This window comes from Streptomyces sp. NPDC059909 (assembly GCF_042730885.1).
Taxonomy (GTDB): Bacteria; Actinomycetota; Actinomycetes; order Streptomycetales; family Streptomycetaceae; genus Streptomyces.
The window spans coordinates 94,070-110,103 of sequence record NZ_JBHWKX010000011.1 but is presented as its reverse complement, the minus strand read 5'-3'; the positions used below and the strand labels follow the sequence as shown (position 1 = coordinate 110,103).

Here is a 16,034-nt window from a genome sequence, read left to right as displayed (position 1 = left end):
GTCACGGAGCGGCGCGGCGAGCGGCTCGGCCGGCGGGCGGACGCTCAGCCGCCGGGCCACACGATCGCCTGCAGCTCGCTGTACGCGTGCAGGGCGTACGAGCCCACGTCCCGGCCCACCCCGCTCTTCTTGAACCCCCCGAACGGGGCTTCCATGTTGCGGCCGATCGTGTTCACCCCGACCCCGCCGGCCCGCAGCCGGCGCGCCACCCGGAAGGCCCGGGCCGCGTCCCCCGACCACACATAGTCGATCAGTCCGTAGTCGCTGTCGTTGGCGAGCGCGATGCCCTCCTCCTCGTCGTCGAAGGGGACGACGACCACGACCGGGCCGAAGATCTCCTCCCGTACGATCCGCATTTCGTTGGTGCAGTCGGCGAAGAGCGTCGGGGCCACGTAGAAGCCGCGCGCGAAGCCGGGGCGCTCCCCGCCCGCGACCAGCCGGGCGCCCTCCTTCCTGCCCAGCTCGACGTACGACTCGATCCGGTCTCGGTGCGCCGCGGAGATCACCGGGCCGACGACCGTGCCCTGCGCCGCCGGATCGCCGACCTTCATGAAGGCGAGGTAGCCGGTGAGCTTCTCGATCAGCCGGTCGTGGACGCCCCGCTGGACGAGGACACGCGTGGGGGCGGTGCAGATCTGGCCGCTGTAGAAGGCGAACGTCGTCCCGATGCCCATGACCGCCGAGTCGAGATCGGCGTCGTCGAAGACGAGCGCCGCGCCCTTGCCGCCCAGCTCCATCAGCTGCCGCTTCATCGCCCGGCCGCACACCTCGCCGATGCGCTGCCCGACGGCCGTGGACCCGGTGAAGCTGACCATGTCGACGTCCGGGGAGTCGACGGCCGCCTCGCCCACCTCCGTGCGGGTGCCGCTGACCACGTTGAGGACCCCCGGCGGCGCGCCCGCCTCCGCCAGCGCCTCCGCCATCCGGTACACGGACAGCGGGTCCTGCGGGGCGGGCTTCACGACGACCGTGTTGCCCATGGCGAGCGCGGGGGCGACCTTGCCGGCCGGATTCGCCCACGGGTTGTTGTACGAGGTGATGCAGGTGACCACGCCGACCGGGCGGCGTGCGGCGAGCGCGCCGAAGACGCCGGCCCTGCCCATCGGGCCGGCCTCGTTGATCTGCGGCGGCAGTCCCTGCTCGACGGGCTCCAGCGCGCCCTTCGCGTACCGGCGGAAGCGCGACACCCCGACCGCGACCTGCATGCCGCGGGCCGTCCCGGTCGTCGCGCCGGTCTCGGCGCGGGCGAGCTCCGCGTACGCGTCGAACTCGCGCTGGATCACGTCCGCGGCCCGGTCCAGGACCGCCGCGCGCTCCTCCGGAGCGGTGCGGGACCAGGAATCGAAGGCCTCCCGGGCGGCGGCCGCGGCCTCGTACACCTGGTCGCGGCTCGCCTCGGGCGCGAGGCCGACGACCTCCTCGGTCGCCGGGTCGATCACCTCGTAGTGGCCGCGGTCGGGCTCGGTCCACTCGCCGCCGATGAACAGCCGCTGGGGTGCGCCGGATGCACCGGATGCGCTTGGTGTGCTGGGTGCGTTCACCGGGTGCTCACCGTCCTGGTGTCGCGGCCGGACCGCAGCACCTTGCCCGGGATCGCTCCCGTGACCTCGTCGTCGCGAATGGTCTCGACGCCGTTGACGCGGACGGACACGATCCCGACCGCCCGGGAGTCGAGCCGCGGGCTGTCCCCCGGCAGGTCGTGCACGAGCGTCGCGGGGCCCGCGTCGATCCGCTCCGGGTCGAAGAGGACCAGGTCGGCGTGGAAGCCCTCGACGATCCGGCCGCGCTCGCGCAGGCCGAAGAGCTGCGCCGGGTCGTCGGTGAGCATCTTCACCGCCTCCTCCAGCGAGGCGAGCTTCCGCCCGCGCAGACAGTCGCCGATGAAGCGTGTGGTGTACGGCGCCCCGCACATCCGGTCCAGATGCGCGCCCGCGTCGGAGCCGCCGAGCATGACGTCCTCGTGCTGCCATGTCTCGGCGCGCAGGGCCCAGCTCGCGGGGTCGTTGTCGGTGGGCATCGGCCACAGGACCGTACGCAGGTCGTCGTTGGCGCAGATCTCGACGAGGCACTGGAACGGGTCCTGGCCGCGCTCGGCCGCGATGTCGTTGACGACCCGGCCGCTCAGGCCCTCGTTCTCCGCGCTGTACGTGTCGCCGATGACGTACCGGCCGAAGTTGGCGAGGCGCCGGAAGACGCCCGCCTCCTTGGAGTCGGCGCGGCGCAGCATCCCGGCGCGGACGTCCGGGTCGCGGAGCTTCGCGATCCGCTCGGGGACGGGCAGGCCCAGGATCTCCCCCCACCCCGGGATGAGGTTGAGCGCGCAGAAGGTACCGAGCGACATGTTCATGGGCGTGAGGATCGGCATGGTGAGGGCGACGATCCGGCCGCCGGCCTTGCGGGCGCGCTCGCTCGGGACCAGCTGGCGCGGTACGCGCTCGGGTACGGCGGCGTCGACGGTGAGGACGTTCCAGTTGAGCGGGCGGCCCGCGGCGGCGCTCATCTCGACGAAGAGGTCGATCTCGTCGTCCGAGAACTGGTCGAGGCAGCCCGCGACGATCGCCTCCAGCTGGGTGCCCTCGTGCTCGGCGACGGCGCGGGAGAGCGCGAGGAGCTCCGCCGGCTTCGCGTGACGGGAGGCGACGGGCTGTCCGTCGCCGTCCGAGTGGGTGGACGACTGCGTGGTGGACAGGCCCAAGGCGCCGGCGTCCATCGCGTCGTGGAAGAGCCGCAGCATGGCGTCGAGCTGCTCGGGCGTGGGCTGCCCGCCGACCGCGTCCGGGCCCATGACGTGCCGGCGCAGGGCGCAGTGGCCCACCATGAAGCCCGCGTTGACGGCGATGCGGCCGTCGAGGGCGTCCAGGTACTCGCCGAAGGTGTGCCAGTTCCAGGGGGCGCCCTCTTCGAGCGCGACCAGGGACATGCCCTCGACCTTGGACATCATGCGGCGCGTGTAGTCGGCGTCCTCGGGGCGGTCGGGGTTGAGCGGGGCGAGCGTGAAGCCGCAGTTGCCTCCCGCGACGGTGGTCACGCCGTGGTTCATGGAGGGCGTGGCGTACGGGTCCCAGAAGAGCTGGGCGTCGTAGTGCGTGTGCGGGTCGACGAAGCCGGGGGTGAGGACGAGCCCGGCCGCGTCCTCGCTGGTGCGGGCCTCTTCGGTGACGGTGCCGGGCTCGGCGATGACGGCGATGCGGCCGTCGCGGAGGCCGACGTCCGCGGTGTAGGCGGGGGCGCCGGTGCCGTCCACGACGGTGGCGCCCTTGATCAGGTGGTCCAGCATGGGTTGGCGTCCCTTTCGTCGCTGATCGGTGCCCCGGTCGGAGGCCCCCGCGGCCGGCCGCAGCCGCGCGGCCCTCCGACCGGGCCGGTCGCGGGTGGCGGTCCGGGAAGACGCCGCCCGCGGTCTGTGGGGGTGGGGGTGGGTCGCGTTTTTCCCTCCCCGCCCGTTCCCGAACTGGGGGCAGGCCCCAGCCCCCTTCCGGGGCGCCGCCTCCTGGATCCCGTGCCGGGACACCGTTCCGGGGCTCCTTCGGGAGCCCGTCCAGCGTTGGAGGACGGACACCCGGGCCGCAGGGTCGGTACCGGCTACGTCCCGGGGGTCCGGGGGCGAAGCCCCCGGTTCGGGAAGGGGCGGGGTGGGGAGGAAGCCCGCCGCAGGCGCCCACTGGGCCGCGCCCCGGCCAGGGGAGCCGCCCGCAGGGCGCAACGGGGCCCGGGGCGCAGCCCCGGCAGGGGCCGGCCGGGGGCGGAGCCCGCCGTCAAGCGGACTCGCGGAAGCGGGTGGTGCGGTGGACCGGGTCCGTGTCGATCTTCGGGATCACGTGCTCGCCGACCAGCCTGATCGTCTGCAGCGTGTCCTCCTTCGAGATCCCGATCGGCAGCCCGAACGACAGCTGGTCCGCCCCCGCCTGCTCCCACCGCTTGCACTGCGCCAGCACCTCGTCCGGGTCGCCGCAGATCAACAGCTCCTCGGCGATGAGGAGTTCGATGATCTCCTCGTTGTACTCGGGCAGCGTCTCGGGCCACTCGGGGAAGCCCTCGGGCCGCGGGAAGGTGTCGTGGTAGCGGAAGACGAGGGACGGCAGGTAGTGCAGCCCGCCGCCGACCGCGATCCGTACGGCCTCCTCGTGCGTCGGCGCGCAGATCGCCGTCGTCGTCACCATCACGTTGTCGTTGACGTAGTCGCCGATCGGCTCGGCGTCTACGATCGCCGTCTTGTACTGCTCCAGCACCCACTCCATGTCGGAGACCTTCTGGACGCTGAAGCCCAGCACCCCGAGCCCCTTCTTCGCGGCCATGGCGTACGAGGGCGGGGAGCCGGCCGCGTACCACATCGCCGGATGCGACTTGCCGTACGGCTTGGGCAGGACCTTGCGCGGCGGCAGCGACCAGTGCTTGCCCTGGAACCCGACGTACTCCTCCTGGAGCCACATCTTCGGGAACTCGGCGATGGTCTCTTCCCAGATCTCCTTGGTGTAGTTCATATCGGTGACGCCCGGAATGAACCCCAGGATCTCGTGCGAGCCGGCGCCGCGCCCCGAGCCGAACTCATGGCGCCCTTCGCTCAGGTGGTCGAGCATGGCGACCTTCTCGGCGACCTTCACCGGGTGGTTGACCTGGGCGAGCGGGTTGAAGATGCCCGAGCCCAGGTGGATCCGTTCGGTCGCGTGCGCGAGGTAACCGAGGAAGACGTCGTTCGCCGAGAGGTGCGAGTACTCGTCCAGGAAGTGGTGCTCGGAGGCCCAGGCGTACTTGAAGCCGGACTTGTCGGCCTGGATGACGTACTCGGTCTCCTCCATCAGTGCCTTGTGTTCGGCGAGGGGGTCGGTCTCGGCGCGCTTGCCGACGTAACCCTGCACAAAGAGCCCGAATTCCATGGGGGTCCCACCACCGTCCCTACGGTTTCTGACATACCGTCAGATCTGAATGCGTCGACTGTTCCACCGCGCGTCCGAGGCGTCAATACCTGACGATGCGTCAGAGAACGCTGACCCCCGCCAGCCAGCCCCCGTCGATGACGAACGGCTGGCCCGTGATGTACGAGGAGTCGTCGCTGGACAGGAACAGCGCCAGCCGCGCCACCTCCTCCGGCTGCCCGACCCGCCCCAGCGGCACGAGCTTGCTGTACAGCTCGTCCAGCGCCTCCGGGTCCGCGCCCCCCGGGTTGCTCATCGGGGTGTCGACGGCACCGGGGCAGACGGCGTTGACCCGGATCTTCTTCGGCGCCAGCTCCATCGCGGCCACCCGGGTCAGGCCGAGGATGGCGTGCTTGGTCGCCGCGTAGGCGCCCACGTAGGTCATACCGGTGAGTGCCGTGTACGACGCGGTGTTCACGATCGTGCCGCCGCCCGCGGCCTCGATCTCGGGTGCGACGTTCTTGATGCCCAGGAAGGCGCCGATCTGGTTGACCTGGATGATCTGCTGGAACTCCTCCAGCGGGGTGCTCACCAGCTCGTTGAAGGCCAGGATGCCGGCGTTGTTCACCAGGCCGTCGATGCGGCCGAAGGCGTCCTTGGCGGAGGAGACGGCGGCGGCCCACTCGGCCTCCTGACTCACGTCGAGGTGCACGTAGTGCCCGCCGATCTCCTTGGCCACCGCCTCGCCCTGGTCGTCGAGGACGTCCGCGAGGACGACCTTCGCCCCTTCGGCGGCGAAGAGCCGGGCCTCCTGCTCCCCCTGGCCGCGTGCGGCGCCCGTGATGAGGACGACCCGTCCGTCCAGCTTCCCCATGCCACTCTCCTCGGTTCAGGTACATCAGTTCAGGTGTGGTGCGACGTCGGCGGCGAAGGCCGTCATCTGGTCGATGAGTTCACTGCGGCTCCGGCTGCGGAACCGCACCTGGATCTGGTCCACGCCCATCGCGCCGTACGCGCGCAGCGACTCGGCGAGCGCGTCCGGTTTGCCGGCGAGGGTGCGGCGGCCGACGTCCCAGGACGCGTCGCCGACGTACAGCGGCTCGGTGATCGCGCCGATCTCGACGGGGCCGCTGACCCCCGCCTCCTCGCGCAGCGCCTTGAGCTTCGCGATCTGCGCCGGGAGCCGGTCGCGCGGATCACCCTGCGGCAGCCAGCCGTCGCCCTTGAGCGCGGCCCGGCGCACGGCGGCGGGCGAGGAGCCGCCGACCCAGATGGGCACGCGGGCCTGGGCGGGCCGGGGCTTCTGCCCGAGCCCCTCGAAGGCGAACCGCTCCCCCGCGAAACTCGGGAACTCCTCAGGCCCGAGCGCCGCCCTGAGCGCGTCGATCGCCTCGTCGAGCACGGGTCCGCGGCGCTCGAAGTCCACCCCCAGCGCCTCGAACTCCTCGCGTACGTGACCGGCGCCGACACCGAGGACCAGGCGGCCGGCGGAGAGGTGGTCGAGGGTCGCGTACTGCTTGGCGGTGAGGAGGGGGTGCCGCAGGCCGACGACGGCGACATGGCTGAGAAGCCGGACGCGCTCGGTGATCGCGGCGAGGAAGGAGAGCGTGGCGACGGGGTCGTACCAGACGGTCGACATCGCGTCGGCGAGCCTGCGCGGGATCGCGACGTGGTCGCAGCTCGCGAGGTAGTCGAAGCCGGCGCGGTCGGCGGCGCGGGCGATCTCGGCGAGATCGGCGGGGCCGGCGGCGGCCTCCCAGGGCTCGGCGTAGATGGTGCTCTGCGACTGGACCGGGAGCTGCATCCCGTAGACCACCATGGCCCATCCCCTTGATCTGACGATCCGTCATATACGATGGACCCTATGGTCTTGGCTGACGCTCCATCAGACAAGGGGTGTGCGGGTGCCGGGATTCCGGGGCTGTCTACAGTGCACCGCATGAGCCACGCACCCCTGATCCCGCCCGCGGCCGCCCCCGAGCCACGCCCCGTCCCCGAGCTGCTGGCCACGGCCGAGCGCGCCGCGACTGCGGGCGACTGGGTCGCGGCGGGCCACGCCTGGGTGGAGGCGGCGATGCAGGCCAGCCTCGAAGGGGCGAACCAGGCATCCCGGGTGGCCGCTCCCGAGCTGAAGGTCCTCGCGGACGCGGGCTCGGCGGATGCGGCGGCGCTGCTCTCCGGAATCCTGCTGGACTACTACGACGAATCCGCGCTGCCCATGGCAGTGGAGTACGCGAAGGCGGCCGCCGATGCCGGCCATCCGGCGGGGCAGCGTACGTACGGACACATGCTGGCCACCGGCCAGGGTGTGGACAAGGACGAGGAACGGGCCGCGGAACTGTTCCGCGCGGCGGCCGACGCCGGCGACGCGTACGGCTTGTTCAACTTTGCCGCGACGCGCGACGGCGACGAGAAGCTGCGCCTGCTGGCCGGCGCCGCTGCCCACGGCATCAGCGTGGCGGGCTGCGTGCTCGGTGACCGCCTCGGTGCGGTGGACCGCGACGAGGAGGCCCTGGCCTGGTACCTGTGGGCGGCCGAGCGCGGCGAGACGGAGGCCATGTACGCGGCGGCCTGCTGGTACCGCGACGGGTTCGGCACCGCCCCGGACCCGGTCCAGGCGGTCCGCTGGTACTTCACGATGTACGAGCACGGCAACGGCAACGGCATCCACGACGCCATCGAGCTCGCCAAGCAGGGCATGACCGACGAACAGATCCACGAGGCGGGCCGGCTCGCCGGTGACCCTGGGTGGGCGGAGGCCGTGATCGGCACGATCAGGGGCAAGCGGCCCCAGGACCAGGCGTAACCACAACCGGCGGGCTACCGCACCCGCCGGTAGCTGCTGCCGTCCCTCGTCCGCGACAGCAGACCACCCACCACCAGATAGCGGCGCAGCGCCGAGCAGTCCTCGTGCACCGTGAGCAGCGCCTCGTTGATCTCGCGCTCACTGTAGGCCCGGTCCGGCTCGAACAGGGTCTCGGCGAGGTGCGTGAGCAACTGCTCGCGGCGGGCCGGCCTCCTGGGGATCGCCGTCAGCCGGCCGCGCGAGAAGAGGGCGGCCACGCTGTGCGCACCGCTGGATCCGTCGTCAGACATGGCCGGGAGCCTCGCAGCCGGGCGCCCGAAGGGGCAAAGGGATTTCGCTGAGGCTCAGGTGTCTGCCCGGCAACGTGTGCGCCGTCGAGGCCAACGCCGCCTGATCCACGCCACAAAGGGCACGGGGCCCCCTCCGGGCCCCGTTCTTCTCATGCGTTCTCGTCCCACGTGGTCTCGCCGGCTCGCCGGGCCGGCGGATCAGCTCGGCTCGGCGTACTTCGCCCGCTCAGACGTCCAGGCGTCCATGATCTCCTGGGTCGTCATCCGGTCCGTTCCAGCGGGGAGCGTCCGGCCCGACTTCGCGAGTTCGGCCTCCCACAGGCGTATGTAGTCGGCGCGGCTCTTCTTCGGCTCGGAATGCACGGTCACCCCGGTGTCCGGTGACGCGAGGCACTGGACACCTACGGCGCCGCCGCCGGCGAGTGCGGTACCGGCGAGGAACGCCACGGCGGCCACGGCGCGGCGAGTGCGTATGGGAAGGGGGTCCTTGTCTGTCGTGCGGTCGGCGGAGCAGGGTATCGCCCCAGTGTCATGCACGCGCCCAGAGCCCCGCACGGCGGTGGGGCCACCTTCGGGTGACTGCGGGCCTGCCCCTCGCTCCGGACTCCAGGCAGTCCTCACGGCCCCCGTCCGGACATCCGCACGCCGGGCGGACGGGTCCATCCGGGCGTGCGGAGGTGTCCGGCACTGATGCAGTGCACACATATGGCATACGCGGGAAATGCCGAGGTGGCTGCCTCCCGCTCGTCTCCCCTGCGCGTCAGCAGCGACCGTCTTCCTGGAGCTGGAGTAGCAGCGATGCCCGAAACCGGCGAAGCAACCACCTGCCCGTTCGACTTCAGCGATGGCCTGGAGTTCGACCCCTCGCTCGCGGAACTGATGGCCCGCGAGACCATCACACGGATCCGGCTGCCGTACGGCGATGCCCATGCCTGGCTGGTCACCGGGTTCGACGGCGTTCGGAAGGTGACCACCGATCACCGGTTCAGCCGGGCGGAGATCATGGGACGTGACTATCCGCGGCTCACGCCGGAGCCGATCGTCTCCCCGGAGTCGATCAATGTGATGGACCCGCCGCGCAGCAGTCGGCTGCGGCGACTGGCCTCGCAGGCGTTCACCCCGCGGCATGTGGACCCGATGCGGACGGCGGTCGTACGGCTCGTGGACACGCTGCTCGACGAGATGGTCGCGGCCGGGCCGCCGGCGGATCTGGTGCACCATCTCTCGGACCGGCTGCCCCAGCACACCATCTGCGAGCTGCTCGGGATCCCACGGGCCGACCGGCCCCGGATGCAGGAGTACGCCCATCAGATGCTCTCCACCGGCCCGGACAGCCGGCAGGCCGCGGCAACGGCCAAGGCGGAGCTGCGGGGGTACTTCGGTGGGCTCGTCGACGAGCGGCGGCGTGCCCCGGGGGACGACCTGATCAGCGCGCTGGCCGCGGCCAAGGACGGCGACGACGCGCTCGACGACCAGGAACTGGCGGTCATGGCGCTGACGCTGATGCTCAGCGGCCATGACACCGCCACCTGCCAGATCAGCAACATCTCCTATCTGCTCCTGACCCGCCCCGAGCTGATGGAGCGGCTCAGGAACCGGCCGGAGACCCTGTCCGCCGTCCTGGACGAACTGCTCCGCTTCATCCCGTTCCGCAAGGGCGTCGGCATTCCCCGGGTGGCCCTGGAGGATGTGGAGCTGGGCGGGGTCCGGATCCGGACAGGCGACTTCGTCCATGTGTCGTACCTGACGGCGAACCGCGATCCGGAGCGCTTCCCGGACCCCGACACCATCGACCCGGACCGGCCGGGTCTGCCTCATATGACCTTCGGCTGGGGCGGACACCGGTGCATCGCCGCGCCGCTGGCGATCGCGGAGCTGGAGGTGGCGATCGGGCGGCTGGTGGAGCGGTTTCCGGGGCTGCGGCTCGCCGTGCCGGCGGAGGAGGTCCGCTGGGACACGGAGACCATCCGGCGCTTCCCGATCGAGCTGCCCGTGGCCTGGTAGGCCGCCGCCCGCGGTGGACGGCCCGGCGAAGCCGGCCGGCAGGGGCCGCCGGACGGCCTCTGACCCCCTCTAACCCAGCAGCGCGTACACCGTGGAGGCGCGGGCGGCAGGCTCGGCCGTACCCTCCGCCGTCATCGTGATGTCCGCGAACGCCATGCGCTTGCCGAGTTTGGAGATCCGCGCGTCGATCAGGACGTCCGCGCCGGCCACCGCGCGCTGGAAGGTGGTCGACAGCTGGACCGTCGTCATCGGGACGAAGGCGCCCCGGGCGGAGGAAACGGCGATCACGGTCGCCGTGTCGGCCGCGGCCATCAGCGCCTGGCCCGAGAGCGCGCCGCCCTCGCGGGCGAGCCGCTCCGACCAGGGCAGGCGCAGGACGGCGTGCAGGCCGCCCGTCTCGACGACGGTCAGGCCGAGGTCGAGCACCCACGGGGCGAAGTTGTCGGCGAGGATCTTGTCGGCTTCAGCGAGCGAAAGCGTCATGGCCCGATGGTGGTGCCGCCCGCGCCCCGCTGTCCACGACCTGCGCGGAACGGCCGCGGGCCGACCGGAACAGCCGCGGGCCTGTCCCCAATGGCCGCGGCTTGTCCCGGGCCTGTCTCAGAGGCGTAACCGGGTGAGGGGCCGCGGAGCCCGCCTCGTACCTCGTGGCGAAGGCTCCGGGGGGTCCGGAGCGTGCGTACGACGCGAGGAGAGCCCCATGTTCATCGACAAGCGCTTCGGAATGATCGCCAGTGCCGCCGCGGCCGGCGCCCTGCTGCTCACCGCGTGCAACGGCGACGGCTACGGGACCGACGCCGCCGCCCCGTCGACCGCGGCGTCCGCCGACGGGCAGGGCCGGACGCAGAGCCTCGACTTCCTGAGCGGTACGGCGCAGCAGAACAAGGCCCGGGCCGGGACCGGTGACTGGGCCAACGGCCCGGGCAGGCCCGCGGCGACGCCGGTGGCCAAGAAGTGGGTCCAGCTCAGCGCCGCCACGGCCGGGGACCTGAACCCCGTCGTGGTCAACGGCGCGGGCTTCACGCTCTACCGCTTCGACAAGGACACCGCCAACCCGTCGAAGGCCGACTGCAACGGCGAGTGCGCCACCACCTGGCCGCCCGTCGTCGTCGCGCCCGGCGGCAAGATCTTCATCGACGGGGTGAAGAAGTCCGACGTCGGGGTCGTCAAGCGGGACGACGGCAACCTCCAGGTGACGATCGGCGGCTGGCCGGTCTACCGGTTCAGCAAGGACCTGAAGCCTGGCGACACCAACGGGCAGGGTGTGGGCGGTACCTGGTTCGGCGTGACGCCCGACGGCCGGAAGGCGGGTGGCGGCCGGGCCGGTGAGCCCGCCACAGGCACCCCCGCGCAGGGCGCCGCCACCAGCGTCACGCTCTCCGACGAGAAGAACTTCGGTGACCCGTCCGAGGGCCTCGCCGGCTCCGGCTGCCAGAACGTCGTCCGCGACGACCTCGCCTCGTCCCTCCAGGCCTCCGGCTCCCTGAAGATCTGGTCCGAGAAGGACTGCAAGGGCAGGTCCAAGGTCGTGAACGGCAATGTCGCCGACCTGTCCGCCATCGGCTTCGACAACACCGTCTCGTCGGTCTTCCTCGGCTGACCGCGCCCTTATGGAGCCGCGGCCCCTCGCCGGGGGCCGCGGCTCCCGCGCGCTACGCCCCCGCCCAGAGCCCCTCGGGCGTCAGCCCCAGCAGTTCGATCGCGTTCCCGCGTACGATCCGCTCCACCACATCGGGCGCCAGGTGCCCCATCTGGGACTCCCCGACCTCGCGCGACTTGGGCCAGGTGGAGTCGGAGTGCGGGTAGTCGGTCTCGTACAGGACGTTCCCGGCGCCGATCGCGTCCAGGTTCCGCAGGCCGAAGGCGTCGTCGAAGAAGCAGCCGTGGACGTGCTCCGCGAAGAGCTCGGACGGCGGCCGCAGGACCTTGTCCGCGACGCCGCCCCAGCCGCGGTTCTCCTCCCACACCACGTCCGCGCGCTCCAGGATGTACGGGATCCAGCCGATCTGGCCCTCCGCGTACATGATCCTCAGGTTCGGGAAGCGCTCGAACTTGCCGCTCATCAGCCAGTCGACCATCGAGAAGCAGCAGTTGGCGAAGGTGATGGTCGAGCCGACGGCCGGCGGGGCGTCCGCCGAGGTCGACGGCATCCTCGACGAGGAGCCGATGTGCATGGCGACGACCGTGCCGGTCTCGTCGCACGCCGCGAGGAAGGGGTCCCACGCGTCGGTGTGGACGGACGGGAGGCCGAGGTGCGGGGGTATCTCGGAGAACGCCACGGCCCGCACACCGCGCGCCGCGTTGCGCCGCACCTCCGCGGCGGCGAGCTCCGCGTCCCACAGGGGTATCAGCGTCAGCGGGATCAGCCGGCCGCGGGCCTCGGGCCCGCACCACTCCTCCACCATCCAGTCGTTGTACGCCCGGACCCCGAGCAGCCCGAGCTCGCGGTCCTTGGCCTCGGTGAAGGTCTGCCCGCAGAAGCGCGGGAAGGTGGGGAAGCAGAGCGCCGACTGGACGTGGTTGACGTCCATGTCGGCAAGCCGGTCGGGGACGGAGTACGAGCCCGGCCGCATCTGCTCGTACGTGATGACCTCGAGCCGGATCTCGTCCCTGTCGTAGCCGACCGCGGTGTCGAGGCGGGTCAGCGGCCGGTGCAGGTCCTCGTACACCCACCAGTCGCCGATCGGCCCCTCGTCGCCCGGGGCGCCCATGACCGGGGCGAACTTCCCGCCCAGGAAGGTCATTTCCTTCAGCGGCGCCCTGACGATGCGCGGACCGGTGTCCTGGTACTTCGACGGGAGCCGGTCCCGCCAGACGTCGGGCGGCTCCACCGTGTGGTCGTCCACCGAGATGATCTTCGGGAAGGTCTCCATGCGTCCCACGGTAGCGCCGATCTGACGACCCGTCAGCTACCTGTGCGGGCGGATCCCGGACCGAACCCGCAGATCCTGTGCAGAGCGTCACCCCTTGCTGACGAGCCGGCCCCCCACAAGGCAGACTGTCCGGGGCGACACCGGCGAGGGGGAAGCTATGGACCGTGAGAACGGGCCCTCCGCACCGAAGCGTGTCCCGGAGCAGCGGTCTCCGGTACGGCACGGCGGCAGCGGCCTGCGCTTCAGCGTGCTCGGACCCGTGCGCGCCTGGGGCGACGGCGAGGCCCTGCCCTCCGGGTCACCACAGCAGCGGGCACTGCTCGCCGCGCTGCTGCTGCGCGAGGGACGCACCGCCACCGCGGCCGAACTGATCGACGCGATCTGGGGCGAGGAGCCGCCCTCGCAGGCGCTGGCCGCCGTACGGACGTACGCGTCACGGCTGCGCAAGGCGCTCGGCCCGGGCGCCCTCGTCAGCGAGTCCGGCGGCTACGCCATCCGCACCCCGGCCGACGCCCTCGACCTGCACGTCGCCCAGGAGCTCGTCGCCGGGGCCGAGAAGGCACGGGCGGCCGGTGACCGGTGCCGGGCACGCGTGCTGATCAACAAGTCGCTGGGGCTGTGGGACGGCGAGGCGCTCGCCTCCGTGCCCGGGCCCTACGCGGAGTCGCAGCGGGCCCGGCTGGAGGAGTGGCGGCTCCAGCTCCTGGAGAGCCGCCTGGAGATGGACCTCGACGTCGGCTGCCACGCGGAGGCCGTGTCCGAGCTGACCGCGCTGACGGCCGCGCACCCGCTGCGGGAGCGGCTGCGCGAGCTGCTGATGCTCGCGCTCTACCGCAGCGGACGGCAGGCCGAGGCGCTCGCGGTGTACGCGGACACCCGGCGGCTGCTCGCCGACGAGCTGGGCGTCGACCCGCGCCCCGAGCTGTCCCGGCTCCAGCAGCGCATCCTCCAGGCCGACGCGGAACTGGCGCGTCCGGTCGAGGAGCCGGAGCCGACTGCCCCCCAGGTCACCCGCCCTGCCCAACTTCCGGCGACCGTCCCCGACTTCACCGGACGCGCCGCCTTCGTCCGCGAACTGGGCGCGCAGCTCGCCACCGCCGAGGGCTCGGTGATGGCCGTCTCCGCACTCGCGGGCATCGGCGGCGTCGGCAAGACGACGCTCGCCGTGCACGTCGCCCACGAGGCACGGGCGCACTTCCCCGACGGGCAGCTGTACGTGGATCTCCAGGGCGCGGGCGCGCGGGCGGCCGAGCCGGAAACGGTGCTCGGAGCCTTTCTGCGGGCGCTCGGCACCGCGGACTCGGCGATCCCCGACTCGCTCGACGAACGGGCCGCGCTGTACCGCTCCACGCTCGACGGCCGCCGCATCCTCGTGCTCCTGGACAACGCGCGCGATGCGGCCCAGATCCGCCCGCTGCTGCCCGGCACGGCGGGCTGCGCCGCCCTCATCACCAGCCGCGTGCGCATGGTCGACCTGGCCGGGGCGCACCTGGTGGACCTCGACGTGATGTCCCCCGAGGAAGCCCTCCAGCTCTTCACCCGGATCGTGGGCGCCGAGCGGGTCTCGGCGGAACGCAAGGCCGCCCTCGACGTCGTCGCCGCCTGCGGCTTCCTCCCGCTCGCCATCCGCATCGCCGCCTCCCGGCTCGCCGCCCGGCGCACCTGGACGGTCTCGGTCCTGGCCGCCAAGCTCGCGGACGAACGCCGCCGCCTCGACGAGCTCCAGGCCGGCGACCTCGCCGTCAAGGCCACCTTCGAGCTGGGCTACGGCCAGCTGGAACCCGCCCAGGCCCGCGCCTTCCGCCTCCTCGGCCTCGCCGACGGCCCCGACGTCTCCCTGGCCGCGGCCGCCGCCGTCCTCGACCTCCCGCTCCAGGACACCGAGGACCTCCTGGAGGCCCTGGTCGACACGTCGTTGCTGGAGTCGGCGGCACCGGGCCGGTACCGGTACCACGACCTCGTACGCCTCTACGCGCGTGCATGCGCCGAGCGCGACGAACAGCCTCCGGCGGAACGGGAGGCGGCGCTGTCGCGGCTGCTGGACTTCTATCTGGCGACGGCGGCACGGGTGTTCGCCATCGAACGGCCCGGGGACCGGCTCGTGGACCACCTGGAGCCGACGGCGTACGACGGCCTGACCTTCGCCGACCGGCACGAGGCCCTGGACTGGCTCTACACCGAGGCGAACAGCCTCCTGGCGTGCGCCCGCCAGTCCCTGGCCGCGGGCCGGCTGCGACGGGCGGTGGACCTGCTGTGGGCGGCGAAGGACCTCGGCGAGTCCGGCGCCAACTCCAAGCAGTACGCATCGGCTGCCCTGGCCGCGCGAGAAGCAGCCCGCACTCTCGACGACACCCACGCCGAAGGCCGCGCCCGGACCGTCCTCACGAACGTCCACCTGGTCGTCGGCCGTTACGCCGAGGCGGACGAGGAGGCCCGCAGTGCGCGGGCACTGGCGGTTTCGACGGGGGACGCGGCGCCGGTGTACTGGGCGGACAACGACCGGGGGATCATCGCCCTCGTCGAGGGACGGCACGCGGAAGCCGAACAGCACCTGCTCCAGGCCCTGGACGGCTCTCGTGCCGACGGCAACCTTCCAGGAGAGGCAAGCGCCCTCTGCAACCTTTCGCGTGTGCATGTACTGATGGGCCGCTCACCCATGAGCGCCATTGATCTTGCCCGGAAGGGTGTCGCCATCTACGACCACATGGGACTCACTCTGCGACTGGCCAACGGCCGCTACGCCCTCGGGATCGCGCTGTCCCATGCGGGACAGCACGCCGAGGCGTTGACGGAGTTCGACGAGGCCCTCGACATCTTCGGGAAGAACCGTCAGCGCCTCTGGGAAGGGACGACACACTTCCGTATCGCGGAGGCCCACCTGGCCGCGGGTCGACCGGCACGCGCGGCGCAGCACGCCGAGCAGGCCCTGGCCATCGGCTGCATCGGCGGCGACCGTATGCGGGGCAACACGCTCACCGTCCTGGGCAAGGCGCTCGAGTCCCTGCGCCAAGGCGACCGCGCCCGTGCCTGCTGGCGCGAGGCCCTGTCCATCTACCGGCAGTTGGGCGCTGCCGAGGCCGACGAGGTACAGCGTCTCCTGACGCCGATGGCAGCGGCATGACACCGGCCGGCTGAAGCGTTCAGCATTCGTTTATGCCTGCCCGGCACTCTCTACGTATCGGTCCGTCGCGTCGGGGGGCAGGCGGGT

General features: G+C 72.0%; 13 protein-coding genes. 4 read left to right on the top strand and 9 right to left on the bottom strand.

Features of this window, described 5'->3' with window-relative positions:
• Positions 1 to 44: 44 nt before the first annotated feature.
• The 5 genes from ACFV9O_RS10935 to ACFV9O_RS10915 all read right to left on the bottom strand — a co-directional run bounded on the left by ACFV9O_RS10935 (position 45) and on the right by ACFV9O_RS10915 (position 6,672).
• Complete coding sequence (locus tag ACFV9O_RS10935) at positions 45 to 1,541, bottom strand: aldehyde dehydrogenase family protein (RefSeq protein ID WP_385415255.1); 1,497 nt, start codon at positions 1,539 to 1,541, stop codon at positions 45 to 47.
• Entirely contained in the window at positions 1,538 to 3,277 is a 1,740-nt protein-coding gene (locus ACFV9O_RS10930) for an amidohydrolase family protein (RefSeq protein WP_385415253.1), read from the bottom strand. Before ACFV9O_RS10930 ends, ACFV9O_RS10935 begins: the two co-directional genes overlap by 4 nt.
• A 478-nt stretch (positions 3,278 to 3,755) precedes the next feature.
• Positions 3,756 to 4,874: an LLM class flavin-dependent oxidoreductase gene (locus ACFV9O_RS10925; RefSeq protein WP_385415250.1), complete on the bottom strand. Its 1,119-nt coding sequence runs from the start codon at positions 4,872 to 4,874 to the stop codon at positions 3,756 to 3,758.
• A gap of 100 nt (positions 4,875 to 4,974) precedes the next feature.
• The gene (locus tag ACFV9O_RS10920; RefSeq protein ID WP_385415247.1) at positions 4,975 to 5,727 is read right to left on the bottom strand and encodes an SDR family NAD(P)-dependent oxidoreductase; all 753 of its coding nucleotides are present in this window, start codon (positions 5,725 to 5,727) and stop codon (positions 4,975 to 4,977) included.
• Positions 5,728 to 5,751: 24 nt separating this feature from the next.
• Positions 5,752 to 6,672 (bottom strand): LLM class F420-dependent oxidoreductase, encoded by a 921-nt coding sequence (locus ACFV9O_RS10915; RefSeq protein WP_385415245.1) that lies wholly within the window; start codon positions 6,670 to 6,672, stop codon positions 5,752 to 5,754.
• A 120-nt stretch (positions 6,673 to 6,792) separates the two neighbouring features.
• Between ACFV9O_RS10915 and ACFV9O_RS10910 the strand changes: the two genes are divergently transcribed.
• The gene (locus ACFV9O_RS10910; protein ID WP_385415242.1) at positions 6,793 to 7,659 is read left to right on the top strand and encodes a tetratricopeptide repeat protein; all 867 of its coding nucleotides are present in this window, start codon (positions 6,793 to 6,795) and stop codon (positions 7,657 to 7,659) included.
• A 14-nt stretch (positions 7,660 to 7,673) separates the two neighbouring features.
• Here the strand turns inward: ACFV9O_RS10910 and ACFV9O_RS10905 are convergent, their stop codons facing one another.
• Both ACFV9O_RS10905 and ACFV9O_RS10900 read right to left on the bottom strand, forming a co-directional pair.
• Positions 7,674 to 7,949, bottom strand: a complete 276-nt coding sequence (locus ACFV9O_RS10905) for a DUF2087 domain-containing protein (RefSeq protein WP_385415240.1) — start codon at positions 7,947 to 7,949, stop codon at positions 7,674 to 7,676.
• A 198-nt stretch (positions 7,950 to 8,147) separates the two neighbouring features.
• Positions 8,148 to 8,405, bottom strand: coding sequence for a hypothetical protein (locus ACFV9O_RS10900; RefSeq protein ID WP_385415238.1), 258 nt, complete (start codon positions 8,403 to 8,405; stop codon positions 8,148 to 8,150).
• 342 nt (positions 8,406 to 8,747) lie between these two features.
• On the opposite strand from ACFV9O_RS10900, the gene ACFV9O_RS10895 reads away from it, so the two are divergent.
• The gene (locus tag ACFV9O_RS10895) at positions 8,748 to 9,953 is read left to right on the top strand and encodes a cytochrome P450 (protein WP_385415235.1); all 1,206 of its coding nucleotides are present in this window, start codon (positions 8,748 to 8,750) and stop codon (positions 9,951 to 9,953) included.
• Positions 9,954 to 10,022: 69 nt separating this feature from the next.
• Here ACFV9O_RS10895 and ACFV9O_RS10890 read toward each other — a convergent pair whose 3' ends face one another.
• Positions 10,023 to 10,436, bottom strand: coding sequence for a PaaI family thioesterase (locus ACFV9O_RS10890; RefSeq protein ID WP_385415232.1), 414 nt, complete (start codon positions 10,434 to 10,436; stop codon positions 10,023 to 10,025).
• A gap of 217 nt (positions 10,437 to 10,653) precedes the next feature.
• Between ACFV9O_RS10890 and ACFV9O_RS10885 the strand changes: the two genes are divergently transcribed.
• Positions 10,654 to 11,553 carry a hypothetical protein gene (locus tag ACFV9O_RS10885; RefSeq protein WP_385415229.1) on the top strand — a complete coding sequence of 300 codons (900 nt, stop codon included), beginning with the start codon at positions 10,654 to 10,656 and terminating at the stop codon, positions 11,551 to 11,553.
• Between the two features lie 52 nt (positions 11,554 to 11,605).
• On the opposite strand, the gene ACFV9O_RS10880 is transcribed toward ACFV9O_RS10885, so the two are convergent.
• The gene (locus tag ACFV9O_RS10880) at positions 11,606 to 12,826 is read right to left on the bottom strand and encodes an amidohydrolase family protein (protein WP_385415227.1); all 1,221 of its coding nucleotides are present in this window, start codon (positions 12,824 to 12,826) and stop codon (positions 11,606 to 11,608) included.
• Positions 12,827 to 12,983: 157 nt separating this feature from the next.
• Between ACFV9O_RS10880 and ACFV9O_RS10875 the strand changes: the two genes are divergently transcribed.
• The gene (locus ACFV9O_RS10875; RefSeq protein ID WP_385415224.1) at positions 12,984 to 15,947 is read left to right on the top strand and encodes a BTAD domain-containing putative transcriptional regulator; all 2,964 of its coding nucleotides are present in this window, start codon (positions 12,984 to 12,986) and stop codon (positions 15,945 to 15,947) included.
• The last annotated feature ends 87 nt before the right edge of the window (positions 15,948 to 16,034 follow it).

What these genes read in the sequence shown, in the direction of transcription:
- ACFV9O_RS10905 (WP_385415240.1), bottom strand. Translation starts at nt 7,949, where the DNA reads ATGTCTGACGACGGATCCAGCGGTGCGCACAGCGTGGCCGCCCTCTTC.
- ACFV9O_RS10910 (WP_385415242.1), top strand. Translation starts at nt 6,793, where the DNA reads ATGAGCCACGCACCCCTGATCCCGCCCGCGGCCGCCCCCGAGCCACGC.
- ACFV9O_RS10895 (WP_385415235.1), top strand. Translation starts at nt 8,748, where the DNA reads ATGCCCGAAACCGGCGAAGCAACCACCTGCCCGTTCGACTTCAGCGAT.
- ACFV9O_RS10915 (WP_385415245.1), bottom strand. Translation starts at nt 6,672, where the DNA reads ATGGTGGTCTACGGGATGCAGCTCCCGGTCCAGTCGCAGAGCACCATC.
- ACFV9O_RS10880 (WP_385415227.1), bottom strand. Translation starts at nt 12,826, where the DNA reads ATGGAGACCTTCCCGAAGATCATCTCGGTGGACGACCACACGGTGGAG.
- ACFV9O_RS10885 (WP_385415229.1), top strand. Translation starts at nt 10,654, where the DNA reads ATGTTCATCGACAAGCGCTTCGGAATGATCGCCAGTGCCGCCGCGGCC.
- ACFV9O_RS10875 (WP_385415224.1), top strand. Translation starts at nt 12,984, where the DNA reads ATGGACCGTGAGAACGGGCCCTCCGCACCGAAGCGTGTCCCGGAGCAG.
- ACFV9O_RS10925 (WP_385415250.1), bottom strand. Translation starts at nt 4,874, where the DNA reads ATGGAATTCGGGCTCTTTGTGCAGGGTTACGTCGGCAAGCGCGCCGAG.
- ACFV9O_RS10930 (WP_385415253.1), bottom strand. Translation starts at nt 3,277, where the DNA reads ATGCTGGACCACCTGATCAAGGGCGCCACCGTCGTGGACGGCACCGGC.
- ACFV9O_RS10890 (WP_385415232.1), bottom strand. Translation starts at nt 10,436, where the DNA reads ATGACGCTTTCGCTCGCTGAAGCCGACAAGATCCTCGCCGACAACTTC.
- ACFV9O_RS10920 (WP_385415247.1), bottom strand. Translation starts at nt 5,727, where the DNA reads ATGGGGAAGCTGGACGGACGGGTCGTCCTCATCACGGGCGCCGCACGC.